Raw genomic sequence first — 26,417 nt, 5'->3', positions numbered from 1 at the left:
GTTGGAGTGTCAAAGAACTCTTGCGCTACCGCGTACCGCCCCCGCGCTGGCGTCCGCCCTCACGGCGCGGACGCCTTTCGGCAGCGACCAAGGAGTTAATCAAACAATGGGGATGATTCCACGGTTGTTTGAGGTGCTACCCCCAACGTCACTCGTGATAATTAAGCGTCATTCGAAAACCTGGAATACCAGAACCGAGAGCGCGGAACCTGCCAGTTTCGCGCTCTTCGAGTTTTCAGCGGCGGGCAAAAAACGCTTCGACCTCTTCGATTTCCTGTGTCGTCGGACATTGCGGCAAGCTATCCAGAAATTGGCGTCCATAATTTTTGGTCAGCAAGCGCGGGTCAAGAATGGCAATCACGCCACGATCAGAGGCGCTGCGGATCAGGCGTCCCACGCCCTGTTTCAACGCGATAATCGCGGAAGGCACGGAATACTCGTTAAAACTGCTGCCGCCATTGTTATCAATGAAGCGCTGCCGGGCTGCCACGACCGGATCGGAGGGCACTGCGAAGGGTAGCTTATCAATAATCACGCACGACAACGCTTCGCCGCGCACGTCCACGCCCTGCCAAAAACTGGAAGTGGCGAAGAGCACCGAGTTTGGCGTAGCGCGAAACTTTTCCAGCAGGCCCGAACGCGAGCTTTCACCTTGCATCAGAATTGGGAAATCTATTTCCGGCTCGACCAATTCCCTTAACAATTGCATTTGGGTGTAGCTGGTCGAGAGCACGAAGGCACGTCCCGCGCTGGCTTTGAGCAGACGAACGATCTCATCCGCAGCGGCTTCGGCAAACCCGGAACTGCGCGGGTCAGGCATGCGGGGCGGCAAGTAAAGGAGCGCCTGACTTCCGTAATCGAAATTTGAGTCAGCGATTAACTCCGACACTTCACCGACGCCCAAACGCTCGCGGATAAAATTGAAATTCCCCGCGCTGGTCAGGGTGGCCGAAGTCATCACCACCGATTCAATCGAACTGAAAAGCCGCTCATTCAAAATCCCGGATGAATCAATGGGTGTGGCTTGCATAAAAAAGCCGCGCCCGCGCCGTTCGCACCAATAAACAAAACCTGCATCGTCACCCAGCACGATGAATTCCAGATCAAAGCGCAATTGCTCGGCGCGCCGTTGAATGGCTTCCATCTCCGGCGGCGGATTCTTGACGCCGTTCAAACTGGCGACCAGCCGATCAATGGCTGCTTTCAGCGCCATATAACGCTCGCCCGCCGCTGTCGCTTCGTATTCGCCGTCGCGCCGTTTGCGCACGAACATGCTCTGTTTGAGCACAAAGCGCCCTTCATCATTCACCATGACCAGCGATGAAGCGCCGGTGAACGTCATCCACCAGTGATCGGCAAACTTGCTGACGCGCGCGCAAACCTTGGTCAATTCGCGCGCCGCCTCGACATCCGTAATCTGTAGCCGGGTAATGTCGCCGATCAAATCTTCGATCTGGTAGCTGGAAACCGCCGCCCCGAAATACTGCGCGGCGACGTCTTCAATCTGATGTGCTTCGTCAAAAATCACCGCGCTGTAGTCCGGCAAGACCTGGCCCCATTCCTTGTCGCGCAACGCCAAGTCGGCAAAGAAAAGATGGTGGTTGACGATGACGATGTCGGCCTCAAGCGCGCTTTGCCGGGCGCGCGTGATGAAACATTCGTCGAAGCTGGGGCATTTCTGACCGATACAAATATCCGACCGCGCATCTACGTGACGCCAGAAAGGAACCTGCTCCGGCAACTCGGTTAATTCCGCGCGATCACCGGTCTTCGTTTCAAAAGCCCAGCGTCGTACCAGATCGAAGTGATCCACCTCTTCCATGCCCTGCAACACCGGTGCAGTTTCGGCGCGTTTCAAGCGTTGCAGGCAAACGTAATTGTTACGGCCTTTCAGATAGGTCGCTTTGAACTTACGAGGCAGCACCTTTTGTAGAAAGGGGATGTCCTTGAAAAAAAGCTGTTCCTGCAGATTCTTGGTGCCCGTCGAAATGATCACACGCCGCCCCAGCCCAATCGCCGGCACCAGATACGCCATAGTTTTCCCCGTCCCGGTGCCCGCTTCGACCAGTAAATGGTGGCGCTTTTCCAGGGCTTCCGCCACAGCATTGGCCATCGCCAATTGGCCGGGGCGGAATTCATATTCAGGGTGATGTTTTGCAATAAGGCCACGCGGACCGAAAATCGTTTCCATCATAGGTTGGTTCAGGGATGTGAAGCTGGTGTGCGGGTGAGGCGCGCGGCTCAGTCGCTTGCCAGTCGTTGCTGTGTCTGTCAGGTTACGGAAGCGGCAGTCTATCATAGTCGCACCGTGCTGTTTCAAGCAGGCAACAGGAATCTCACTGATGAATTTCGGTATCTAGCTCAGGTTGAGATAGACGAAAAATTTGGCGAATGCCTGTGTGGCTGCTTTAAGCCGTGATCTGCATCAAACCAACTCATCTGCACAAGGAGAATCTATGAAGCAACGATTGATCGCCCTGCGTTACCTGAGCGGCGTATTCGCCCTCAACCTGGCCTTCGGCTTGGTCTGTTTCGCCCAACAAACGCAAGGCGGCACGATGATGAAAGCCGCCAATCCGCACACCGCGCATATGGTCGCCAATTGGACGCGCGCCCGTGATTACACCAAAGAATATCTGGATGCCATGCCTGCTGACGGGCTTGGCTTCAAACCGACGCCGGACATTCGCAGCTTTGCTGAGCAAATGTTGCATCTGAGCGCGGCCAACTTCAGCTTTGCCTCGGCGGCGGCAGGCATCGCTAATCCATATCAGGGGAAAGACCTGGAAAAGATGGCCGAGTACAAGCAAAGCAAAGAGGCGTTGGCGAAAATCGTCATGGAAAGCTACGACTACGTCATCACCGCCGTGCAAAAACTGGATATGTCCAAAGCCGATGAGAAGATCAAACTCTTCGGCTCGCTCGAGACCACGCGCGCGATCGCATTCGAGAAATGCTTCGAACATCAAACGCATCATCGCGGCCAGACAACCATCTACCTGCGGCTGAAAGGCGCGAAGCCGCCGCAGGAGAAACTGTTCTAAAGCTGGATTCAGCATAGGGGGAGCGTTGCGCGCCAACGTTCCCTCCTTCTTTATCGCCCACCGATTGAATCAACCTTACTCCTACGCTACAATCCGCGCGTTCTGAAATCACAATACATCAAATCATTTCCCGAACGTTTTTAGAGAGGTAGTCGCTGGCAAGCAACGTTTACGTAGAAATACGTGATTTGCGGCGGTTAGAACCGCGCGGACAACGCGCGGTTCAACGCCGCATCGAACGCCCGCCGCAAGCTGGCGCACAAGCCTTGCCGGCACGAGTAGCAAGTACGTTGAGCATCACACGGAGGAACAAAATGAAACTCAAGACCCTGTGGTTAACGGTGGCGGCCTTGGCGCTGATTACGATCAACGCAACGGCACAGGTTGGCCGCCTCGAAGGCGACGTTGTCAAACGCGGTACGACCGAAGGTATTCCCGGCGCGGAAGTCGCCATCGTCCGCACCGACATCAAAGGCAATTACGATGTTAAGGCCGATAAGAAAGGCCACTTCCTGCACGCGGGCGTGCCCTATGTCGGCACCTACACGCTTTTGATTTCGGCGCCTGGTTTTACGCCGTCGTATTTGAGCGGCATCAAACCGGCACAAGGCGAAGGTCTCAAGGTCGAACTCGATCCTGGCGACGGTCACAAAATCACAATGGAGGATTTGAAGCGCGCGGGTGGCGGCGCAGCCGCAGCCCCGGGCGCGCCAGCGCCTAAACAACTGAGTGCGGCTGAAATCAAAAAACAGCAGGAAGAATACGAGAAGGCCAAAGCCTCCAATGAGAAAGCCAAATCCGATCACGAAACGATGAAGAAAGTCTTCGAGAGCGGCATCGCCAAATCCAACGCCAAGGATTACGCGGGCGCAATCGCCGATTTCAACGAGGCCGCCAAGCTGGACGCCGAGCAATATGCGATCTGGGCCAATCTTGGACTGGCGCTTTACAACCGGGGCGTCACGAACCTGAACGAAAGCCTCAAGGGCGACATGTCCAAACGCGATGCCGCCAAGCAGGATTTCACGGATGCGGCAGGCGCGGCAGACAAAGCGTTAGCCCTGGTTGAAAAAGATTTGGGTGATCCGGCCAAAGCTGTAGACGCCAAGAAGCGCAAGGCGACGACGCTGAAGATCAAAGCCGACGCGCAAGGTCTGATGGCCAAGCGGTTGGGTGTGATGGAAATGGTTGATCCATCGGTGAAAGCGTATGCCGAGGCGGCTGATCTTTCCGAACTTCCGGCGGACAAGATCAAATATCAATTGGCAGCGGCAGAGGTTTACTTCGAGTCCGGCAAAGCGGAAGAATCCGTTGCGGCCTATCAGAAAATCCTGGAAGCCAATCCGGATAACATTGACGCGATGTACAAGCTCGGTTTGGCCTACGCCAGCGTAGCGAAATTTCAGGAGTCCGCGAATACGTTCCAGAAATTCCTGGACACCGCACCAGCCACAGACGGACGTGTCGCCGAAGTCAAAACCGTATTGAAAGACCTGGTTGTGGGCAACAACCTGCAACCGCCGAAATCCGAGCCTGCCAAGAAAGCCGCTCCGGCAAAGAAAAAACCTTAATTTTTTCGCTTACGTGATTACCAAACGCCAGCCGTCAGAGTTCTGACCGGTTGGCGTTTGGTTTATCTGAACCTTACTGTTAGCGCTCGCCGGAATTTTCTGCGCTAAAAACTTTCTCGTGTCAGGCATGTTTCAGGCTGTTCGCACCGGAAGCCATTTGCTATACTCCGCCTACCTTTTACGACACGTTCCGTTGTCCATCCCCCTTCTGACGTTCTTACTTGAAGCAATTTGACGCTGGCGGAGCGAAGGCTCGCCGTAGATTTTGAAGTCGTGATGCAAGACACGTCGCCTAAACAATGGGAAAGCATGCTCGCCCAACAGCGTCGTGCGCGTGACCGCGCTATCCTGGTGGCGATTGCGGCTTGCACCCTGGCGTTCGGCATCATCATTGGGGTGATTTTCTCGGCGACCAAGCGTCCGGCTATTGCGAGCCTCGGTGAAGTAAGCGTCGAGATGTCCTCCGCCTTCGTCGAGATCGCCCGGCGCGTTGAACCATCGGTCGTCAACATCAGCACCGTCTCGCAACCCGCCCTGCGTAGCCGCCGCGAAATCATCATCGAAGAACGCCCTTCCCTGGAACCTTTTTCCGCGCGGGAACGTGCCCGGCGCGGGAACGGTTCGGGTGTGATCGTGGACGCCGCAGGTTACATTCTGACCAATCAACACGTCATCGCCGATGCCGACCGTATCATTGTCAAATTTTTTGACGGCAATGAATTGCCCGCGCGCGTCATTGGCAGTGATATGGAAACAGATTTGGCAGTGATCAAGGTCGAGCCGGCCAAAGAATTGCAAGCGGCGCGCACCGGCGATTCAGAGCGGGCGCGTGTCGGTGATTGGGTGATGGCTATTGGCTCGCCCTTCAATCTGAGTCAGACCGTTACTGCCGGCATCATCAGCGCCAAAGATCGTGAAGCCACCGAACTCAACAAACGTGCCGGACGCGGTTTTCAATACTTTCTGCAAACCGATGCGGCGATCAATCCGGGCAATTCGGGTGGGCCATTGATCAATTTGATGGGCGAAGTCATCGGCATCAACACCGCGATTGCCACAACGACGGGCGATTACAACGGTATCGGCTTTGCGCTGCCGATGAGCGAGGCGTTGCTCATCTATCATCAATTGATCAAAAACGGGCATGTCGTGCGTGGGTTTCTGGGCGTGAATACAGAACCTGTCACCCCCCAGATCGCCAAGGTCTTCAACTTGCCCGCAACACGCGGCGCCATCGTCAGCAATATCGGCGACACAGTTTTTGTAGATCGGCAACCGGTGGTCAGCCCTGCCGCCAAAGCCGGGTTGCTGGTCAATGACGTGATCTGGGAATTCCGTGGCGAACGCATCCGCGACGACAAGGACCTGATGCGCCGCATCGGCACGACGCCGGTCGGTACCACCGCCCCCGTTAAAATCTATCGCAACGGCCGCGAGCAAATTTTGAATATCACCATAGGCCGCCGCCCGGATGCCGAACCGATCGTTGACCAACTGAAAGCGGCCCGCATTGAATTGTTGCGCCCGCAATCGTTGGGTATCACGGTCAGCGATCTACGCAACCAGATGGGGATTGGCAAGCTGACGAGCGAGGTCAAAGGCGTATTTGTCGGCAATGTCGCGCCCGGCAGTTTGGCGGACGATGCGGGGCTGAAGAGTGGCGATGTCATCGAAATGTTCAATCGCGAACCGATCAAATCAAAGGCCGAGTACGCAAAGATTTTCGACCGGCTGCGCGCGGGCGAGGCGGTGGTCTTGCAAATTTACCGAGATCGCGAAGAGCCGAATCCGCGCTTTTATATCTCTTTCACAAAACCTTAGGATCAAGTGGCCTCAGATGAATAATGAGGCTAGCCAGTAATCGCAGTGTAACCGGATTGGTGGTGCTTCATGCAAACGCTCAAACAGTTTTCTGCGGGGCAAAAAAGCGGCTTAACATCATGGCTTGGTCTGTTTTGCCTTTTGCTCGCACAAGTATTGTTGGTGACGCCGGTATTCGCTAACAAAGCCAAACTTGAGAAGGCGCGTCCGCAAACCAAAACCCTTCCTAAAACGCTGGCTGCCCGCCCCGCCCCTGGCAGGCTCGAAGCCGAGCGTAAAACCAAAAAAGGGTTGGCCGCCAAACCAGAGCCTGCGCCCTTGAGCAAGAAAGCTGGCAAACTTGGGCTGAACGCCGCCACAAGCAAGCTCCGAGAACAAGAAGCCAAGCTCAAACCGCAACTCCGTGGCGCGCGCGCCAAAGCAGAAACGCCCTTACTGGCGAAAGCCGTCAATAAAAGCAGCGGCAAGCTTGCGACTGCGCTGAAACCAAACCGCTTGGCAGAGCAACCGCTGACCTCGCGCCTGACGCGCGCGACATTCACACCAATCGCCCCGGCAAAACTCCAGACGGAAACTGAGCGGCACGGTAAATTCGGCAAGCAAGTCAACGACCCTTTGCCCGCGACGCGTCGCCGCACAACTCGTGCTGAAGAAACCAACACCGCTACCGTAACGCCCAACCACCGAACCGAGAAAAACAACCTGCGCGAGTCTGAGCCGGAACGCCCGGCTGGTCGAAATACCGAGCCCAGTGAAACGGCTTCGGCGCGGCGTCCCAGAGAAGCCAACACTGCGACCGACACGCCTGCCTATCAAATTCAGTTACCGGATAAAATCGAAGTGGTTGAATACGGCTCGTTGTCACCCTCCGTCGCCAAACTGCTAACCTTGCCTGAGGCGCGTCCGCTGACGCCCTTTGGCGCGCTTGTGAGCAAGACGAATACGCCGCCAGCCAAACGCAACGATCTGGTCATTCCGCAGGAGCGCGTCTTGGAAATTCAGTATGAACTGGTTAAGCGCGGGTTTTATAAAGCTGAACCCAATGGCGTCTACGATGAGGCGACGATTCTGGCGATGTGGGAATTTCAAAAGGATTATGGTTTGCCGGCGACGGGGTATCCTTCGGCCCATGCGTTGAAACGCCTGGGGCTGACCAGTTGGTAAACAAAAGGGCGTGAGAAAATTTCTCACGCCCTTTTCAATTCCAGTTCGCAGTCGTTATCGCAGCGCGCCTTACTTAACGTTGACGCGCACGACATTCGACCTTTGTCCTTCAACGATGGCGACGACATCCACTTCGCCATGTTGTGTCAGTCCGCTCAGGCGCACGTTAATTTGATCAAGGCCAACCTGGCCGCCTTGTTTATCCGCAAAAGAAACCTGTTGCGGTGCCCCGCCGACCGTGACCGATACTGCGTTGAGCGCCGTGCGAAAGCGGATGCCTGTGCCGAACAGCAGCAAGAAGACCTGATCGCCTGGGTTACTCATATCAATGGGCACGGTGACCAATTTGCTTGAAGCCGCGTCAAAGCGCACGACGGGTTCATAACTTTGTGCGCCATTCGCTTTGACCCGCAACACCGCCGCCGCGCCAGGCCCAGCGCCGTTGCCATTCGCCGTGAACAAGCCGGGCGCAATCCGCTCCAGGACAAGGCTGCCAGCGGAAGTTTGACCGGAACCGTTCGTAATCGTGATCGTCACATTTCCGTATTGCAACCCGGGCGGCATTTGAAAGTTGAGCTGCGTCGGCGATACGAAAAAGAGCGGCGCATCACGCATCACGCCTGTGTTATCCCGCAAGCGCACCGTTGTGCCGCCGAGCGAGGTCGGCAAGGGCGCTGACGTAGCCGTCACACGACTCGTCGCCAGCACGGTTCCGAACGCAGAGACGATAGATTCCGCCGCAACTTTAGCGGAGAAATTGGCGGCTGAAACAACGCTCACGGGCGCAGGCGGCGGCTGGGCTGACCCGGTTATCTCAAATGCGCCCAGGGCAATAGTGCGCTGCCCGTTGGCTGTAACGATCAGATTGCGCGCACCAGGCGCTGCCGTAGAGCTAATGACGGCATCCGCCAGCACCGCTGTCCCCGAACCACCGCTGAACGTCCCAAAGCGAAAATTGGACAGACTGACACCCGTGCCGCTCACACTCAGCGGGGTACCGCTCGCAGGCAGTCCAGGCCCGCCAACTCCGATGGTGACGGTTTGGCCGCGTTCAACGGCCACGGCGATATTCGAGAAACTGTGCGTCGCTGGATTGTGAATCAAGTAAGTTTGCATTGCGGGCGTGCCACGTGTGACCGAAAAATTCTGTGCGGTTTCACTCCCCGCACGAATCGAAACCGCACTGTCATTGGAGGTCAGAAAATCGGTATTGCTTTGGCTGTAAAAAGCGTTCAGATCATCCCGGCTAAAAAACAAACCGCCTGGTGGATTGAGGGGTTGAACGCAGGCGCTATATTCGCCAGGGGGCAAGCCTTGAATACGATAGGTTCCGTCGCGTTGCGAAAGCGCCGAGGCGATCACATTGCCGTTGGCATCGTTCACCGCCACGATGGCCCCGAACAGCGCCCCGCCCGCGCTGTCGCGCACACTGCCACGTAAGATTCCCGTTTGGCTGGCAAACGCGCTGCTGGGATACAAAGTGGCAGCGGCAAGCTGATCATCGGGAGAGAGCGAGCGATTCCGCAGTGAGCCATTGCCGGTGCGTGGAAACATCGTGGAAGCGCCCACCGGCGAATGATCCAATCCAAAAGAATGTCCGATTTCATGGGTGGCGACTTCCGCAATATCCACGCGACTGGCATTGCCGTCCGTTCCCCAGGTAACGGAATTGCCATTAAACGTCAGACTCACGTCGGCAATCTCACCATCGCGCCCGCCGCCGACAAAGGTGAAAAGCCGCGTCACGGCCAAAGCGCCTGAAATATCCAGCCCGTCATCAATGGTGGACGATGGGCGAGGCCGGGTTGGTTAAATTCCAATGAATGGGAGCACCGTTTGCGGCAGTGCTGAGCACATAAGATTCAGTTTTGCCAGTACGGATGGCGAGCAATGCCGCGATCAGCATGAACGAATACAACTTTCTCATTTTTTTTCGCGCCTCAGAAAATCTTTGCCTACAATTTCGCTAGCCGCTGACGTAATTCGCTTAACGACATCCTGGTTTGAATGCGCTGAGGTTTGCTCGGTGCAATGATTCGCCCGGCAAGGCCTGAGGTGTTGGGGGGAGTTTCTTCCAATAAAGTAATCCCGCTGAAATCGCGCACGACTTCATCGCCCACCACACGCAGCTTTCCCTGTTGCATCCCGACCACAATGAAATCCTGCTTGCGACCTGTTTTGGTGAAAAGCACGACGGCTTCGCCCGAGCTGAATTTTGGACGGCCACTATAATCAAGCCGCATCCCATCCAACTCGCCGCCAAGTTGTGTGATCGTCACAATCCCGCCGCGTTTGGTCGTGCCCTTGAGCGCCTCATCAACCTGTACGCGGACAGCCGTGTAAATGCGCGCGTGCCCCTCATCCCAATAAGTGCGGGTCGAGAGCACCTGGCCGTGAATGACATCGGTTGAAAGTCGAGCCAGTTCCTCAACCTCCAGGTAACGCATGATGGTGGCGTGGGTATTTACAGACAGACCGGTCAATAAGAGGCTGCACAGCACGACCTGCAAGCAAAGCCTCGGACGGCAAAGCAAGTTTGCTCTGAACATACGATTCGTAAGCTCCTTCGAATACAAACGCAGAACTAACGTTTCAATGATTATGGGAGAGCAATTCGTGGGTGGTGCTGAAATATGCTCAGCGAAATGGGGAAAGTGAAGTTCTACAAGTTGCTGGGATGCGGCGTAAAAATAGCTTGAATAGCTATGGTGCGTCAATCATGAAATTTTCGCGGCGCGGTGGTGAACAATAAGTCCTAGCGCAAAGTATAGTTCGCGTGACGTTATTTTTCTTCTCCGTCAATGACGCAGGCCGACTTGTGGTAAAAGCTGAACCGGCGGACGTCAAAATCCAGCGAAGGGCGTCTACCGTTAGCCAGATGCCCGCTAGCCCGCTATAATGCCCGCCAAGCGCAAGACGCGCCGCAAACTTTCCCAAATTTATTCACACGAGGTCAAAGAAGACATGATGCGATTGCTGATAATTTCGCGGACGTTGTCCGTGTGTGCCCTGGCGCTCTTGCTGTGCGTCCAAATAACGGCTGGCGCCAATTTAGCCACGCAAGACAAGCCAAAAGAGCAACCGAAGATTTCTGAGGATGAGGCCAAGGCGTTGCAGAAGATCAACGCCGCACCCAACACGACGGAAAAGACCAAGCAGACGGTCGAATTCATCAAGAAATTTAAGAAGACGACGCAACGCACAAAGCTGGCGGAATTCCTTTCCAATCAAATCATGCTGGAGAAGGACGCCAACGTTAAATTGCAAACTGCGCAGCAATTCATTGCCACCTTTGATCAACCGGGTGAAGCGGATCTCGTCAAACCGGCCCTCATTGACGCTTATGTGCAACAGGGGAAATTCGACGAAGCCTTCAGTGAAGGCGCGAAGTATTTAGCCACCCAACCGGACGATGTTTTCGTGCACGCACAACTCGGTTACGCCGGGGCGCAGCAACTTCAAAACAACGGGCCAACCTGGAAGTACGCGAAGGCAGCGGCGGAAAGCGCCAGCAAGGCAGTCGAACTGATGGAAGCCGACAAGAAACCGGCGAAGACGGATGCCAAGTTCTGGGCGGACTTCCGCAATACATCCCTGGCGCGCATCTACCAAGCGAATGGCTTCATCGCGTTCTTTATGAACGACCGCGCGAAAGCCAAAGACAGTTTGGAAAAATCGGCGGGGCTTGATCAATACGACGTTTCAACCCTGGCGATGCTTGGCAATATCGCCAACGATGAGTACAACGAATTAGCCAAACGCTATCAAACCGAGCGCAAATCTGAAATCCTCGACAAAGCGCTCGCTGCCATGGATGAAGTCATTGACTGGTATGCGCGTGGCGTCGCCGCAGCAGAAGGCAATCCGCAGTTACAAGCCATGTCGCAGCAGATCATGGAGCAATTGAAACAGTTTTATGGTTTCCGCCATGACGGCAAAACGGACGGTGTACAAGAGTTGATCAATAAGTACAAAAAACCTGCCAAGTAACCAGCATTTGGCCTGTTGCCGCAGTAAGCTAACGGCCGCCTATGGACTGGATATTGAACGCTCATGCTGCCAAGCTGGCTTGGCAGCATGAGCGTTTGTTTTATCAAAGCCTATCTTCAACTGCTGCCGGCATTGGTGAGGTATAAACCGGCAAATAAAACCGATAAGGATCGCGGCTTTCGCTTAAAGCACATCCAGGCTCGCTCAATTTCTCTACCCAAGCGTGCCCATCCAGAGTTTGTTGCTGCCGGTTGACGCCGCAACAAAAGCGCGCCGGAATCCCGTAGCCATTGAGCAGGCGATATGCAATCAGAGACTTCTGCACACAACGTCCCCAGGTTAAGGGCACACCGACGATAAACCCGGCAAAGCGCAGAATTGTTTCCGCAGGTATTCCCGTCCAGCCGGGTTGGGGCGGCAGGTATAGCTTTTCAACAGCAGCAATCGTTGTCGCGAGTTGCGGTGAGGATTGGCGCGCCGCCAACTGCCGCCGCACCAGCCAGGCAGTATGCAGCGTGCGCGCCAGCAACAAATAGTTTTGCCCGGCTGCGCCATACTCAAAAACCTGTCGTATTCGTTTTTGCACAAGGCTCATAGATTCGTCCCATCGCGCCGCGTTTGCGCTATTTTGCGGTACTCGTCCATCGCTGCAAAGGCGGCATACACGCTAACCGAACCGCAAGACAGTCCGGAAATTCCGTTCAATGCCTGATTTATGCGAAAGCCGGGCGACAACTTCAAAAACAGAAGCAGGGTGTTATAATCCCCGGCAGGTTACGCGGATCATGACATTCAGAACGAGCTAGCAAGGAATAGAAAGCAGGAAGAAGAACTATGAAGAACACTTTCTCAAAGGTTGTTATCGCTGGATTGCTGGGCGCGGCCGTCATTTGGTGGGCAGGCCCGGCGGCGGCGCAAAAGGGCGTGGCCGACTTGGATGTACAGAGCTACAAGATCGAGGCCGAGTTAACGCCCGGCCAGCAATACTTGCGGGCGCGCACTGAAGTCAAATTCACTCCTGTTTCTGACACACGCTCCGTCGTCTTTGAACTCAATGGCTCTTTGGCGGTAAAACGTATCGCCCGTTTGGATGTGATGCCGACGCCGACTCCCGCAGTGCAGACGGTGCCGGTGGCGTCGGGCGCTCCCGCTTTGACCCGTCAAAATCAAAAAGCGGCGAAACCAACGCCGACGCCTGCCGCCAAAACACCAGCCGCTAACGGTGCAAACAAGGCTCCGGTCACAGCGCCCACACCCAGCACGGTTGAATTGCAATTCATCCAGGACAACCGCGAGAAAAACGATGTGCGCATTGATCTGGGTGGCGTGGTGCCCGCGAATCAGCCGGTGACCTTGCTGTTCGAGTACGAAGGTGCGCTTGAATCGGCACAAGGTGGCCCGATTGCCAACGCGCGGCTGGCGTATGTCGGTGAGCAAGGCTCTTATCTTTGCTATGCGGCGCGCTGGTTTCCGTTTCACGAATATGCCGCAGACCGGGCGACTTACGACATCAAAATCAAAGTGCCCAAAGGCATCGTCGTGACGGGTTACAGCGAACAACCGGTGGTCGAAACGCCCGTCGTGCCTGCCGTCACGGATGCGGCCAAAACAGACAAAACCAAGAAGCAGGATATGTCACCGGTGCTGTTGCCCAACGGCCAAACGGTTGTTCCAACCGCCGCCCCGACCGAATGGGTGACCTATTCCTTTGTCAGCACCAAACCCGTATTGCCCGGCAACATCGCGGCGGCCAAATACATCGTCCGCAACGTCAAACAGTCCGGCTTCGATTTGGATATTTACGTCAAGGTCGGCGATGACCGGCTGGCTGATAACGTCGCCAAAGTGATCGGCCAGCACTTGGAATACTACACGTCCAAGTTCGGCAACTTCCCTTTCGGCAACAAACTGATCGTGGCGGAAACCGATGATGAAACGCTGGAAACGTATAGCGGCGCCGGCGTCATTTTCCTTTCGCCGCGCGTGATGACGACCGCCAACGAAGAGAAACTGGGCCGCGAAGTCGCCTATCAATGGTGGGGCCAGGCGGTGGGGCTGCGCTCCTTTGACGACATCTGGCTGTCGCAAGGGTTGGCCGAATTCAGCATGTTGATGGCGATCAAGGAAAACGCCAACGAGACGCAATTCCAGCAGGCGGTGCAGGCCGAATTGGAAAAGGCGCTGGCGTTTGAGCAGGCGTCTTCGATTCGTAACGCGCCCAAGCAACTGGACGATCAAACACCGGCATATCGCTCGGTCATCTTTTATAAAGGCGCGCTGGTCTTCAATATGCTGCGCCAGTTGCTGGGCGACAAACCGTTCGACCAGATGTTGCAGGACTACTACAAGAAATACGACGGCAAGAACGTCACGCTGGATGACTTCGAGCAATTCGTCAGCACGGCGGCCAAACGCAATATGCGCTTCTTCTTCGGTCAGTGGGTGGATTCGACCGGCGTGCCGGAGTTCCATTCCGATTGGCGCGTGTTGCGCACCAAAGACGGCTTCCGTGTGCCCGGCACGGTTAAGCAGGAACTTGATACGTTTGAAATGCCCATTACTGTCTTACTGAAAACTGAAGCCGGGAATGAACGGCAGGATTTATATCTTAAGGGCACCTCGGTAGATTTCGACGTACAAACCAAGAGCAAACCGCTGGATGTCGTCGTCGACCCCGATAACAAGGTCATCAAGAGTTCCGAAGAGTTGCGCCAGGGCGTGATCGTGCGGCGCGGCATTGAGCATTTCCGCGAGCAGGAATACACCGAAGCAGAACAACAATTCCAAGCCGCCATCAAACTCAATCGCGGCCATTCATGGGCCTGGTACAACCTGGGCTTGTTGTATATGACCCAGCGCAACTACTCCAAGGCGCTCGACGCTTTCGATCAAGGGCTCAACGGCAACTTGCGCCCCGATTGGATTGAAGTTTGGGCTTACATCTATCGCGGCAACGCCTGGGATGCGCTGGGTCAACGCGAACGCGCCGTGGCCGAATACAACAAAGCGCTGAGCAACGGGAACGATTACGAGAAGGCGCAAGCCGTTGCCCAGCAATACCTGCAAACGCCTTTCGACACGAAGAAAGGCAGTGCTGCGAGCGCCGCGCGTGAAAACTAACCAGGCCTTGCAGGCTTTGGGTTGGCTGGCAAGCTGCTGACTTACCACGTATGAAAAAACTGTTCATGGCGATCTTTTATTCGGCGCTGCTGCTCGGTGGCAGCGCCCTTGCGCAACAGCGGCTGCAAACGGGAACGCTTGAAGCCAAACCAGACCCGAATGCCAATCTGACGCAGTTTCAATACACCTTCGTCAATGAGCGCTTCACCATCCCGCGCATCGAAGTCGAATTCGATGGAACGGGTGCGGGGCAGTATCTCTTCAAACGCAAAGACGCGGATGAGATCGTCAACAAGCTGACCGTCTCGGCCTCTTTGATCAACCAGATGCAAGCCTTGTTCAGCGCACTGAATTTCCTGGACAGCACCGAAGAGTATCAGCATAAAAAAGACTTCTCGCATCTGGGCACGATGACCATCCGGTATGCCCATAACGGCAAAGAACGCACGACCAGATTCAACTACACCGACAATGCGGCACTGGCGCGTTTGGCCGAACTCTTTCGCGGTATTGCCACGCAGGAGATGCGCGTCTTCGAGATCGAAAACACGCGCCAGACCGACCCGATTTCCACGCCCGCGCAAATGCGCATGCTTGAGAGCGAATTGCGCGGCAAACACCTGGCCGATCCGTACCAACTGATCCCCTTACTCAAAGATGTGATTAAGGACGAAGGTGTTCCGCTCATCGCGCGCAACCACGCCGAACGCCTGATTCAATTGATTCAGAAGACCAAGTAAACGCCTATCGAACGCATCAATTTTCACCGTAGCCAGCCGTCGGCGAGCCACCCTGCAAAATTTCCGGGATACAATTTTGACACTCCTGTGCTAGTATCCGCCCGCGTCCGTACCCCGAGCTAACCTACGAATCGAGTCTCATCCCTGGCTCACCTTTCACAGCTCGCTTCCTGTACCGTTCCAATTTACCTCGTCGGCGTGCCACCCGGCAGGATTTGGCAAATCATCATGTTCATTGCGCCGTGTTCGCCCCTGCACACGGTAGTCACCCACAATCTCCATCAAAAATAGGAAGGTCGTATGTTGAGACTCCTGCCGCTCGCGAAAGCTTTATTTCCCTCTTTACGCCGCTCCGCCTTTGCCCAATCCGTAATTTTGGGGCTGGCGTTGATGACAAGTTTGTTCACGCTGACCTACTTCTCGGCGGATGGCAGTTTCGCAGCAGATTCGGAGCGCCACGGTTCCAGCCAATGGCTGCGCGCCGAACGTGAGCGTGAGGGAAAAGAGACGGGCACGGAATTCAATGAAGGGGAAAAACGCCAGGAATGGTTTTATCAGCAACGCGCGTATCCGCTTGCCGAGATTCCCCAAAATGCGCGGCTCGCGGGGATAGAGCAATGGGCGAAGACGGAACGCGCGCAGCAGGAATTGCGCCAGCGCGGCAAGTTGGCCGCCGCGCCCGAACAAGACATTGCCTGGACAGCGCTGGGGCCGCGTCCCATTTTGAATGGACAGGTGTTTGGTACGCGCACGCGGCTGGACACCAATCTGGCCGTGCGCACCGCCGTGTCAGGGCGCGTGACAGCCATCGCGCTTGATCCGCGCTATAACGGCACGACCAATCAAACCGTGTATGTCGGCGGCGCGCAGGGCGGGCTGTGGCGCTCGCTCGATAATGGGAAAAACTGGACGCCCTTGACCGACGATTTGCCTTCGCTCGCCGTGGGCGCAGTGGCGATTGATCCGATCAATCCCGATGTGATCTATCTGGGCACGGGGGAACCGAACCGCTCAGGCGATAGCTATTACGGCGCGGGCCTTTTCAAGACCACCAACGGCGGCCAAACGTGGACGCAAATCGTCGGGCCGACTTCAACCACCGATCCGAAATTACCGGTCTTCCTCAATTGCACCTTCAGCCGCATCGCTATTGATCCCTCGAATCCGAGCACCGTGTTTGCCGCCACCAATACCGGCTTCTTTTTATCGGCAACTACGACGCCCGGCCAAGCGCCCTTGGGCAATCGCGGTTTGTGGAAAACCACCGATGGCGGCTTGACCTGGATCAACGTCAACCCCACCGTCAGTCGGCTTGACCGGCTGGCATCCGATGTCGTGATTGATCCGCGCAACCCAAAAATCGTTTACGCCGGCATTACCTCCGAGGGCGTTTACCGCTCTGACATTGGCGGCGACCTGCTGTCGTGGAAGTATTTGAACAAAGGCTTGCCTGCACGCACCGACGACAAGGGTAATGATGTTTATGAACGCATCGTCTTGACCATCGGCCCGCCGATTGGTTCGTCGCCCAATTCAACTGTCTATGCGGCTTTCGCGGGTGTAGATGATCTCCTGCTGGGCATTTACCGCTCTACCGACAATGGCGAAACGTGGACGGCGGTGACGCGCCCGCAACAAGCCGGCCAAGCCAACTACAATCTGGCGCTACAGGCCGATCCCAACAACGGCAACATTCTTTATTACGGCACGCAGGCCAATGCTGCCTACGTAGGCGGCACGCTCTTTCGCAGCCTGGACGCCGGGCGCAGTTGGGATGACCTGAGTGTGGACGTTGATATTCGCGACAATACCAATTCCCTCCCGCCCATCATCGGGCTGCACCCGGACACGCATTGCATCGCCGTTAGTCCGGCCAATTCCAATATCCTGTTCACCGGCAATGACGGCGGCATCTGGCGCACCGACGGCGCGAAAACGAATACCTGGCGCTGGAACAACCTCAACACGAATCTGAGCATTACGCAGTTTCAATCCGTGGCGGTGCATCCTTACGATCCCAATCTGGTGATTGGCGGCACACAGGACAACGGCACCAATCTGTATGCTGGCGCGCCCGCCTGGACGCACATTGATGATGGCGATGGCGGCGCGGTGTTGATTGATCAATCCGACCCTTCCGTCCTCTATCACACCTTTTACAACATCAAGAGTCAGGGAACCGGCGCAGTCATCGGCCCCGTGATTTCGCTGGATGGCGGACTCACCTGGACGGAGCGCGGTTGTTTCGGTTGTGTGTTGCCGAAATCCGGCAATCTGAATCCGAATGATCGCGTCGCGTTTTATGCGCCGATGACGTTGAACACCGGTTATAGCGGTGCGGATGGCAACGCGCTCTATTTCGGCACCTATCGCCTTTATCGTTCGATTGATCACGGGCGCAATTGGATGGGCCTCGGTGGCGGCGTGGATGGATATGGCGCTGATCTTACCAAGGGCCAAGGCGTCATCACTGCCTTGGCAGCCTACCCTTCGCGCGGCGGCATTGATGCCGTTGGCGAAGTGGTCTGGACTGGTTCAAGCGATGGCATGGTTTACATCACGCAGAACGCGCACGAAATCGCGAAGACGCGCTTCCGCAATGCCACCCGCTCGCCGTTGCCAAACCGTTTCATCACCGACATCGCGCTGGACGTGCGCAACGTGCAACGCGCGGTGGTCACCTACTCCGGCTTCAATCGGGCGACATCCAGCACGCCCGGCCACGTTTTTTTGACGGAAAACTTCGGCGCGACTTGGGCGGACATCAGCGGCAATTTGCCCGACGTGCCCGTCAATGCAGCGGTGCTCGATCCGACACGCCCGGCGACGATTTTCATTGGCACCGATATTGGTGTTTTTCAGAGCGTGGATAGCGGCCAAACTTGGGTTCGGCTCGGCAATAATTTTCCCAACGTGTCGGTGCTGCAAATGCGCTATCACCAGCCCAGCGGCAGCCTGATCGCCGCCACCCACGGACGCGGCATCTATCGGTTGACGCTCAACCCGCGTCCGCTTTCGACCGTCTCGGCGGCCAGCTTCGGCGGCCCTGGCTTGGCGAACGAAGCCATCGTCACTTCGTTTGGCGTAGACCTGGCGACCAAGTCAGAGTCGGCCAGCAAAGTGCCCTTGCCCACCACGTTGGCGGGCACGCGCGTCTTCGTGCGCGACGCGTTCGGAACGGAACGCCCCGCCCCGCTGTTTTTCGTCTCGCCCAATCAGGTCAACTTCCAGGTTCCCATCGGCGGCGTGCCGGGTTTGGCGACCGTGACGATTTTGGACAGCGATGGCAAACCCTCGGTGGGCTACGTCAATTTGAATTACGTTTCGCCCGGCTTGTTCACCGCCAATGCCAACGGCAGCGGCGCGCCCACCGGAGCGGTCTATCGCCTGCGCGCGGATGGCACAACGACGCTTGAACCGCTGGCGCAATTGTCAGGCACGTCCTATGTGCCCACGCCGATTGACGTGAGCAATGCAAACGAGCAGGTCTATTTGGTCTTGTTCGGCTCAGGCTTCCGCTATCGCAGCGCGCTCTCGGCGGTCAGCGTCACATTCTCGCCCGTCAGTGGCAACGCCTTCACGCCAGTCACCGGCAGTGTCAGCTTCGCCGGGAAACAGGGCGCATTGGTGGGGCTGGATCAATTGAACGTGCGCGTGCCCACAACGTTGGCCGGGCGCGGCGAAGTGAATCTCGGCTTCAATGCAGATGGCCGACAGGCCAACACCGTGCGCGTCAATTTCAAGTGACGTATTGAAAAATCAACTTTCAGGGCTGGCTGTTCAGGCCAGCCCTTTTGCTATTGCTCATCCCCAGATTCTTTCAGGAGTTCCACGACATGCTTTTGTTCCTACTACTGCGTTTCTGCTATCCAAAATTCGACCAGCGCTTGCTGTTGCCGTTCGCGCTGCTGGTGGTGGCCGCGCTTTGCCTGCGCCCGCTACCGCAGCAAGTTCATTCCGCCGCCGCGAATAATCAAACGCCTTTGCGCGGAGCGGCGGCCTTGGCACAGTTAAAACAGGCTGGCGCGTATGACTCCCTGCGCAAATCCCTGCTGGATGCGCGCTATCGCGCTACCCCACTGCCGCATACTCCCCTGCCGCTATTCGACCATGCTCCGCTGGGCGCGTTTGCGGTACAAAACCCGGCACAAGCTCTCCGCGCCTATTTCACCGCAGGCGGCGCGATGCAGCTACTGCCTGCGCAGGACGCAAGCTGGCGTATGGGCCTGCAACTGCGCGGTGTTCAGGTTGGCGGCGCTTGGTTGCCGGTGACAGCGGCCCAGCCCACCGCACAAAACAATCGCGTTGAAATTCAGAAGACCGTTGGCACGAGTAATCAAACCCCGCTCATCGAATGGTATGTCAATGCGCCTGCCGGCTTGGAGCAAGGCTTCACGTTGCAGGTGCGGCCGGTGCCAAACACGGCGGCTCCAGTGCGCCTGGTGTTGGCAGTCGGCGGTGACTTGCAGCCCATGTTGACCGCTGGTGCGCAGGCCGTATCGTTTGCGGCGAATAACGGCAGCGAAGTTTTGCGCTATGACAAACTCGCCAGCGTTGATGCCACGGGACGCGCCTTGCCCTCGCGCATGGAGGTTCGCGGGCAAGAGTTATCTTTGGTCGTTGACGATGCACAGGCCGTTTATCCGATTACGATTGACCCGACTTTTACCCAGGTCAAACAGCTTTCGGCCAGTGATGGCGCGGCCGATGATACTTTCGGCGCAGCCGTCGCCGTCAATGGCGACACAGCCGTCGTCGGTGCGATCTATGCCACGGTGGGCGGGAATTCCTTTCAAGGCGCAGCCTACATTTTTCAACGGGATGTGGGTGGCGCGAACAACTGGGGCGAAGTCATCAAGCTGGAAGACCCCGCCGGGCAGGCCGATGACAATTTCGGCGCGGCGGTCGCCATCAGCGGCGACATCGTGGCCGTCGGCGCCTTGAGCGGCGATTCGGTCGCCAACGCCGACAACGAAGGCGCGGTTTACCTTTACGGACGCAATCAAGGCGGCACAGACAATTGGGGCCTGATCAAGAAAGTCAGCGCTAGTAATGGGTCGAGTGGCGACAGTTTCGGCTGGTCTGTCGCGCTCAGCGGCAACCGGCTGGCCGTCGGCGCGAATTTCATCAATTCAAGTCGCGGGGCCGTTTATCTGTTTGAACAGGATTACGATCCCAGCAATCCCGGCACACCACTGACGAACAACTGGGGCGAACGCAAAATACTGACTGCCGGCAATGCGGCCAACAATGACCAGTTCGGCTATGCCGTCGCGCTCAGCAACGAAACGCTCATCGTCGGCGCTTACCTGGGTGACGCGGCGACCTTCACCGACAACAAAGGCGCGGCCTATCTTTACCAACGCAACCAGGGCGGCGCGGACAATTGGGGCGAAGTCAAACGGATTGCCGCCAGCGATGGCGCGCTCAACGATCATTTCGGCGCGGCAGTCGCGTTACACAACGACACCGCCGTCGTCGGCGCGCCGGATGATGACGACGGCGGCAACAGCAGCGGCTCGGCCTATGTGTTCTTGCGCAATCAGGGCGGCGCGAATAATTGGGGGCAAATCAAAAAGCTCACCGCCGGAGATGCCGCGCTCAACGATCAGTTCGGGTTCGCGGTGGCCGTGGATGGCGACATCGCCATCATCGGAGCCTATGCCGATAACGTCGGCCTCAACACCGACCAAGGCTCGGCGTATGCCTTCATGCGCGATTACGATCCGAACAATCCGGGCACGCCGCTCACGAATAACTGGGGCCAATTCAAAAAGGTAGTCGCCAGTGACGGCGATGTCGGCGATCAATTCGGTTACGCCGTGGCCTTCCAAGGCGAGACGCTGCTCGTCGGCAGTTTGTATGACGATGTCACGGATACCGATCAAGGCTCGGCCTACGTCTACAAATTCCTGAGCACCTGTCCTGCCATCACGGTTAGTCCGACTTCGCTGCCAAATGGCTCGGTCGGCACGGCGTATTCGCAAACCATCACGGCCAGTGGCGGCGGCGGCACGTATGCATTCAGCGTTAGTGCCGGTTCGTTGCCCAATGGCTTGATGCTCAACGCCAACACCGGCTTGCTCAGCGGCACCCCCACGGCCATCAACACGTTCAATTTCACGATCAGCGCGACAGACACGGCCAGCGATTGCGTAGGTTCGCGCGCCTACAGCGTGACCATCAACGGGCCGACCTGGACGGGCGCGGTTTCGAGCGATTGGCACACCGCCGGGAATTGGAGCAACAACGCTGTCCCAGCTTCCGGCGCGGATGTCACTCTGCCCGCCAGCGGTGTCACCAACGAAGTCAGCATCAGCACCGGCGATGTGACGGTAAACAACCTGACGCTCAACACCGGCCGCACGCTCAATCTCACCAACAATCACACGCTGACCATCAACGGCACGCTCACGCTCACGGGCGGCAACCTCACTGCCGCAACCGGCAGCCTGATTGCGTTCGGCAGTGGCGCGAACGCCAGCCGCACTTCGGGCCACCTCATCGGCAGCGTCAAAAAAACCATTGCCGGCACGGGCAGCTTCACCTATCACACCGGTACGGCCAACGGTTACTCGCCCGTGGCAGTGACCATCAACGGCGGCACGGGCGACCTCACGATCACGGCCTTTCAGACATCCATGCCCGGTTTGGCCGCGCCAACATTGGCGCTCAATCGGTATTGGAATTTGACCAGCACGTTGGTCAGCCCCGATCTCAATCTGGGCTTCACCTATCTGGCGAGCGACATACCCGTCACCGCCACTGAGAGTCTGTTCCGCATTCTCAAAGACACCAACGGCAGCGCGCCCATCACGCTGCCCGGCGGCAGCACCGATAACGTGGACGAAACAACCCACATTGCCGCAATCAGCAATGTCACCAGCTTTTCCAATTGGAGCGCCGGTCAACCCGACGCGCCGTTAGCCGTGCACCTGGCCGCGCTCAATGCTTACGCCAACAAGTCTTTTTCTAAAGCCAGCAGCGGCGTGACTGTCGCCTGGCAGACAGGCTTTGAAGCGGATCATCTGGGCTTCAATGTTTATCGTGAAGACGGCGGCCAACGCCTCAAAATCAATCCGACGTTGATTGCCGGTTCGGCGCTGCTAGCCGGTGAGCGCACGCCTTTGACCGCCGGCAATTCCTACACCTGGACGGATGCGCGCGGTGCGGCGAGTGTGGCGTACTGGCTGGAAGAGATTGATCTGCGCGGCAACAGCACCTGGCACGGGCCAGTCATCGCAACCGGCAACGTTGCCAATCCTGAAACCTATCCGTCGCAGCTCCGAACCAAACTACTCTCTGAGTTGAGTGACGCAACCAATCCCACGCAACAATCCGAATGGGCCGAGACGCCAGCAGAATATGCGAACCAAGGCGGCGCCGAATCTTTGCCCTTGTCCGCGTTGATGGCGGCGAGTGATCCCAAAAGCACGCCCTGGACGTTGCCCAATCAAACGGCCATGAAGCTGGCCGTGCGCAAAACCGGTTGGTACCGCGTGACGCAAGCCGAGTTGACCGCCGCCGGGTTCAACACCAACGGCAACCCGCTGCTGCTGCAACTCTATGCCGATGGCGTCGAAGTCCCCATGAGAGTGTTCGGCAAAGGCGCATTCGGTTTTGAGTCGTTGGAGTTTTTCGGACGCGGGCTGGAACTGCCCGCGACGGATACGCGCATCTATTGGCTGACGTTCGGGAATGGGCCGGGGCTGCGGCTTGAGACTGTCACAAGCAGGATTCCCGACCAATTCACCAGCAGCAGTTTTCGCTCAACGGTTGAACGCAAAGACCGCATCATCTACTTTTCCGGTCTGCTCAATGGCGAGGCCGAAAACTGGTTCGGCCCCGTCATCAGTGCCACCGGCGCATTGCAAACATTGACCACGCGCTTTGTCGAGCGCAACGCCAGCGCGACGCTCGAACTCGCCTTGCAAGGCGTCACCGATCAAACGCACGCCGTCAACATCGAAGTCAATGGCCGCTATCTCGCCACCATGAACTTCACAGGCAAAGCCCATCCTGTCCAGCGTTTTGACGTGCCGGGCGCGTGGCTGCTGGAGGGTGAGAATGAAATCAAACTGCTGTCGGCGGCGGGCGCGAGCGACGTCAATTTGGTGGACGCCGTGCGGCTGACCTACGCGCGCGCCTATCGAGCCGACAACGATGCCTTGAGCTTCAGCTTGAGCGCCGGGCAAAGCGCCTTTATCAGTGGCTTCAGCACGCCCAGCCTGCGCCTGTTGAAATTGAACGGCAACGGCGCTGAGCGCGAGATCACGGTCAAAGCGCAACTCGTCAATGGCAGTTATGGCTTTGCCTTGCTGGGCGAAGGCGCGACCTATCTGGCGTTAGGCGATAATCGCCCGGAACGTGTCGCGGCCCTCACGCGCAATCAACCTTCCAATTGGCGCGCCGCCAGCAATGCGGCGGATTTCATCATCATCACTTCGCGCGAATTCTGGAACAGTGCCAACAAACTCGCCAATGCGCGCCGCCAGAATGGCCTGCGCGTCGCCGTCATAGACGTTGAAGACGTTTACGATGAATTCGCCTATGGCGCGCACACGCCCCAAGCCCTCAAAGACCTGCTGACCTGCGCCGGTAAAAACTGGGCGCGCAAACCCGCCTATGCTTTGCTATTGGGCGATGCGTCCAGCGATCCGCGCGACTATCTGGGCTTGGGCAATGCCGATTTCGTGCCGACCTGGTTGGGCGCAACGACTTATTTTGAAACGGGACTCGACAACTGGCTGGCCGATTTCAATAACGACGGCGTGCCTGAATTGGCGCTGGGACGTTTGCCGGTGCGCACTGCCGCACAGGCTGAAGCTGTCATCAATAAAATCCTGGCCTTCAAATCCAGCACCGCGCCCCGCAACGCCTTGCTGGTTTCAGATCGCACGGTGGATGGCTATGACTACAAGAGATTGAGCAATCAACTGGCCGCCTTATTACCCGCAAGCTGGACGAAACAGCAGGTCAATCGTACTGACGGCACGCCGGACGCCGTGCGTCAAGGCATCGTGCAATTCATCAATAACCAGACGCCGCTGGTGGTCAATTGGTTCGGGCATGGTTCGACCCAAGTGTGGACAGGCGACGGCCTGTTGCGCACGCAGGATGCCGCGACCCTGACCAACAACGCGGCGGGTTTGTTTGTCATGGCGACCTGTCTGAACGGCTATTTCATAGACCCGCAACAAACCAGTCTGGGCGAAGCGGTGTTGACCAATGCATCCGGCGGGGCCTTCGCCGTCGTCTCGTCGAGCGCGCTCAACCAACCAGCGGCGCAACTGGTTTTTGCACAAACGTTCTATCGCTCGCTTTTCAATTCCGGGCTGACGCTGGGCCAGGCCATGACCGCCGCCCGCGTCGCTGCCATTGACCGCGATGTGCGCAATAGCTATGTGCTGTTCGGCGATCCAACGATGCAGTTGTTCCCGGTTAAGAACAAGTAAAAGAGCCAGGCTGTAAAAATAGAACCGCGACCGGCAGAGCGCTTTCATACGCACTTCACCGGTCGCGGTTTTGATGTCAGGGCACTTTGGCGAAAGATTATGCCGAAAACGAAATGCATTTCAGCGCGAGTAGCGCAACCTGCCGAGGTTGCGCGGCTTCCTCATTATTGTACTGGTGAAGCGGCGCAACCTCGGCAGGTTGCGCCACTCGCGCCGAGCATCTCACGGCTGCCAAGCGAGCAGTTATGCAAAGTGCCCCGACAGGCCAGCCACGGCTTTGCTTGCACAAACATCAGCGAATCCGTCGCGGCATGTTGACGCGTGTGCTGCTGGCCGGCCGCAGTGGACGGCTGTTGTAAAACGTCAGCCCCGTGCCTTCCCCAGGCCGCAAAAACACCAATTCATAATGCGACTCGCCTTGCAGGAAGAGCTTGCCCGCCTGGCCCACCAGCTTATCGGTCTCGCCCTTTTGAATGCCGACGACTTGCGGATAGGCGCGTCCTTGCGGATCAATCGGCAAGCGCACGGGCGTGCTCCAGCCAAACGGATTGCTGGCGTATTTGTTGTAGCTGATATAGACGCCTTCCTGATTCCACTGGCCGTTGATCGCGTGGTTCAGCACCATTACATAACATTCCAGATAGGTGTTGTAATGCACCGACGGCCCCCACAGGGCGTTGGCGTCGGCGCGGTGCCAATTCGTCAACACCGGCAGCAGCGGCGACGTATGGCCACCCAACCCCGGCTCGCGCCATTGGCCGCTGTACCACTTCCACACCTTGCCTACCGGATCGTTGCGGTCGGCGTAGGCCAAACGCGCGACACAAACGCCCTGCTCCGCAATGTCGGCGTGATAAGAGCCAAAGAAAATATAAAAATACTGCTTGGCCTGGTCGAGGATGACGGTGAAATCGCCTTCGCCGCCGGCAAAGAAGAAATTGCCCGTCGCGCAATTGGTCATCGAGTCAGCCGCCTGCATAATGATGCCCAGATCTTGCCAGGTTTGGCCCTCATCGCGCGAGACCATCGCGCCGATATAGGGCTTGGTCAAAAACGTATTCGTACAACCCGCGCCGCGTTCATTGTGATACCAGCCATAAAGCAATCCATTGGTATCGCGATGCGTCGCTTCGAGCCAGATGTGGCCGTTGATGGGCGCGCGCGCATTGGGTGTGATGCTGACGCGCACCGCGCCCGTCACCGGATTGCCGAGCCGGTAAAGATCAGGCCCTGTGCTGTGATAAGGGAACAGCGCCGAGGCAAAGGCGTGCAAGCGACCTTGCGCATCCCAATGCAAAGGGCTGTTGCAATCAATGCCGTCATAGATGCCCGCTTCAGGCCAGCGCGCGCCCGGCAAGCGCAAGCCCGACGCATCACGCACCAGGACGTTTGGCAGCAACGCCGTATTGGTTTGCGCCCAACTAGAAACGCTGCCTGCAACGGTTAAACACAGCAACAGCGTCGAGCCAAACAAACATTTTTTGATTTTCATAGTGCAATACCCGCTGGGTG

The 26,417-nt window shown here is 57.1% G+C and carries 15 protein-coding genes; 9 read left to right on the top strand and 6 right to left on the bottom strand.

Annotated features, from left to right (window positions below):
* Positions 1-235: 235 nt before the first annotated feature.
* Positions 236-2,194: an ATP-dependent DNA helicase gene (locus HY011_33605; protein MBI3427886.1), complete on the bottom strand. Its 1,959-nt coding sequence runs from the start codon at positions 2,192-2,194 to the stop codon at positions 236-238.
* Between the two features lie 364 nt (positions 2,195-2,558).
* On the opposite strand from HY011_33605, the gene HY011_33600 reads away from it, so the two are divergent.
* The 4 genes from HY011_33600 (at position 2,559) to HY011_33585 (ending at position 7,600) form a co-directional block, all read left to right on the top strand.
* Entirely contained in the window at positions 2,559-3,044 is a 486-nt protein-coding gene (locus HY011_33600) for a DinB family protein (GenBank protein MBI3427885.1), read from the top strand.
* A 314-nt stretch (positions 3,045-3,358) separates the two neighbouring features.
* Complete coding sequence (locus tag HY011_33595; GenBank protein ID MBI3427884.1) at positions 3,359-4,615, top strand: tetratricopeptide repeat protein; 1,257 nt, start codon at positions 3,359-3,361, stop codon at positions 4,613-4,615.
* 276 nt (positions 4,616-4,891) lie between these two features.
* Positions 4,892-6,436 carry a trypsin-like peptidase domain-containing protein gene (locus HY011_33590; protein ID MBI3427883.1) on the top strand — a complete coding sequence of 515 codons (1,545 nt, stop codon included), beginning with the start codon at positions 4,892-4,894 and terminating at the stop codon, positions 6,434-6,436.
* Positions 6,437-6,577: 141 nt separating this feature from the next.
* Positions 6,578-7,600 carry a peptidoglycan-binding protein gene (locus tag HY011_33585; GenBank protein ID MBI3427882.1) on the top strand — a complete coding sequence of 341 codons (1,023 nt, stop codon included), beginning with the start codon at positions 6,578-6,580 and terminating at the stop codon, positions 7,598-7,600.
* A gap of 69 nt (positions 7,601-7,669) precedes the next feature.
* Here HY011_33585 and HY011_33580 read toward each other — a convergent pair whose 3' ends face one another.
* Genes HY011_33580 through HY011_33570 form a run of 3 tightly spaced genes read right to left on the bottom strand, consistent with a single transcriptional unit; the run spans position 7,670 to position 10,149 of the window.
* Positions 7,670-9,346, bottom strand: a complete 1,677-nt coding sequence (locus HY011_33580; protein MBI3427881.1) for a carboxypeptidase regulatory-like domain-containing protein — start codon at positions 9,344-9,346, stop codon at positions 7,670-7,672.
* A gap of 31 nt (positions 9,347-9,377) precedes the next feature.
* A complete protein-coding gene (locus tag HY011_33575; protein MBI3427880.1) occupies positions 9,378-9,527 on the bottom strand; it encodes a hypothetical protein in 150 nt (49 codons plus the stop codon).
* A gap of 28 nt (positions 9,528-9,555) precedes the next feature.
* Positions 9,556-10,149 carry a hypothetical protein gene (locus tag HY011_33570; protein MBI3427879.1) on the bottom strand — a complete coding sequence of 198 codons (594 nt, stop codon included), beginning with the start codon at positions 10,147-10,149 and terminating at the stop codon, positions 9,556-9,558.
* 562 nt (positions 10,150-10,711) lie between these two features.
* Here HY011_33570 and HY011_33565 point away from each other — a divergent pair.
* Positions 10,712-11,590, top strand: a complete 879-nt coding sequence (locus tag HY011_33565) for a hypothetical protein (protein MBI3427878.1) — start codon at positions 10,712-10,714, stop codon at positions 11,588-11,590.
* A gap of 103 nt (positions 11,591-11,693) precedes the next feature.
* Here the strand turns inward: HY011_33565 and HY011_33560 are convergent, their stop codons facing one another.
* Positions 11,694-12,176 carry a lasso peptide biosynthesis B2 protein gene (locus HY011_33560; protein MBI3427877.1) on the bottom strand — a complete coding sequence of 161 codons (483 nt, stop codon included), beginning with the start codon at positions 12,174-12,176 and terminating at the stop codon, positions 11,694-11,696.
* A 248-nt stretch (positions 12,177-12,424) separates the two neighbouring features.
* Between HY011_33560 and HY011_33555 the strand changes: the two genes are divergently transcribed.
* The 4 genes from HY011_33555 (at position 12,425) to HY011_33540 (ending at position 24,905) form a co-directional block, all read left to right on the top strand.
* Positions 12,425-14,710: a hypothetical protein gene (locus tag HY011_33555; protein MBI3427876.1), complete on the top strand. Its 2,286-nt coding sequence runs from the start codon at positions 12,425-12,427 to the stop codon at positions 14,708-14,710.
* 50 nt (positions 14,711-14,760) lie between these two features.
* Positions 14,761-15,450, top strand: coding sequence for a hypothetical protein (locus HY011_33550; GenBank protein ID MBI3427875.1), 690 nt, complete (start codon positions 14,761-14,763; stop codon positions 15,448-15,450).
* A 300-nt stretch (positions 15,451-15,750) separates the two neighbouring features.
* On the top strand, positions 15,751-19,197 hold the full coding sequence (locus HY011_33545; protein ID MBI3427874.1) for a hypothetical protein: 3,447 nt from the start codon (positions 15,751-15,753) through the stop codon (positions 19,195-19,197).
* 89 nt (positions 19,198-19,286) lie between these two features.
* Positions 19,287-24,905 carry a putative Ig domain-containing protein gene (locus HY011_33540; protein ID MBI3427873.1) on the top strand — a complete coding sequence of 1,873 codons (5,619 nt, stop codon included), beginning with the start codon at positions 19,287-19,289 and terminating at the stop codon, positions 24,903-24,905.
* A gap of 292 nt (positions 24,906-25,197) precedes the next feature.
* Here HY011_33540 and HY011_33535 read toward each other — a convergent pair whose 3' ends face one another.
* Entirely contained in the window at positions 25,198-26,397 is a 1,200-nt protein-coding gene (locus HY011_33535; protein MBI3427872.1) for a hypothetical protein, read from the bottom strand.
* Positions 26,398-26,417: the final 20 nt, after the last annotated feature.

It is taken from the genome of Acidobacteriota bacterium (assembly GCA_016196035.1).
GTDB lineage: Bacteria > Acidobacteriota > Blastocatellia > RBC074 > RBC074 > JACPYM01.
This window is presented reverse-complemented; position numbering and strand designations above follow the sequence as displayed.

Coding starts and splice junctions, on each gene's coding strand:
- HY011_33605 (MBI3427886.1), bottom strand. CDS start 2,194: ATGATGGAAACGATTTTCGGTCCGCGTGGCCTTATTGCAAAACATCAC.
- HY011_33600 (MBI3427885.1), top strand. CDS start 2,559: ATGATGAAAGCCGCCAATCCGCACACCGCGCATATGGTCGCCAATTGG.
- HY011_33595 (MBI3427884.1), top strand. CDS start 3,359: ATGAAACTCAAGACCCTGTGGTTAACGGTGGCGGCCTTGGCGCTGATT.
- HY011_33590 (MBI3427883.1), top strand. CDS start 4,892: ATGCAAGACACGTCGCCTAAACAATGGGAAAGCATGCTCGCCCAACAG.
- HY011_33575 (MBI3427880.1), bottom strand. CDS start 9,527: ATGAGAAAGTTGTATTCGTTCATGCTGATCGCGGCATTGCTCGCCATC.
- HY011_33570 (MBI3427879.1), bottom strand. CDS start 10,149: ATGTTCAGAGCAAACTTGCTTTGCCGTCCGAGGCTTTGCTTGCAGGTC.
- HY011_33555 (MBI3427876.1), top strand. CDS start 12,425: ATGAAGAACACTTTCTCAAAGGTTGTTATCGCTGGATTGCTGGGCGCG.
- HY011_33550 (MBI3427875.1), top strand. CDS start 14,761: ATGAAAAAACTGTTCATGGCGATCTTTTATTCGGCGCTGCTGCTCGGT.
- HY011_33545 (MBI3427874.1), top strand. CDS start 15,751: ATGTTGAGACTCCTGCCGCTCGCGAAAGCTTTATTTCCCTCTTTACGC.
- HY011_33540 (MBI3427873.1), top strand. CDS start 19,287: ATGCTTTTGTTCCTACTACTGCGTTTCTGCTATCCAAAATTCGACCAG.
- HY011_33535 (MBI3427872.1), bottom strand. CDS start 26,397: ATGAAAATCAAAAAATGTTTGTTTGGCTCGACGCTGTTGCTGTGTTTA.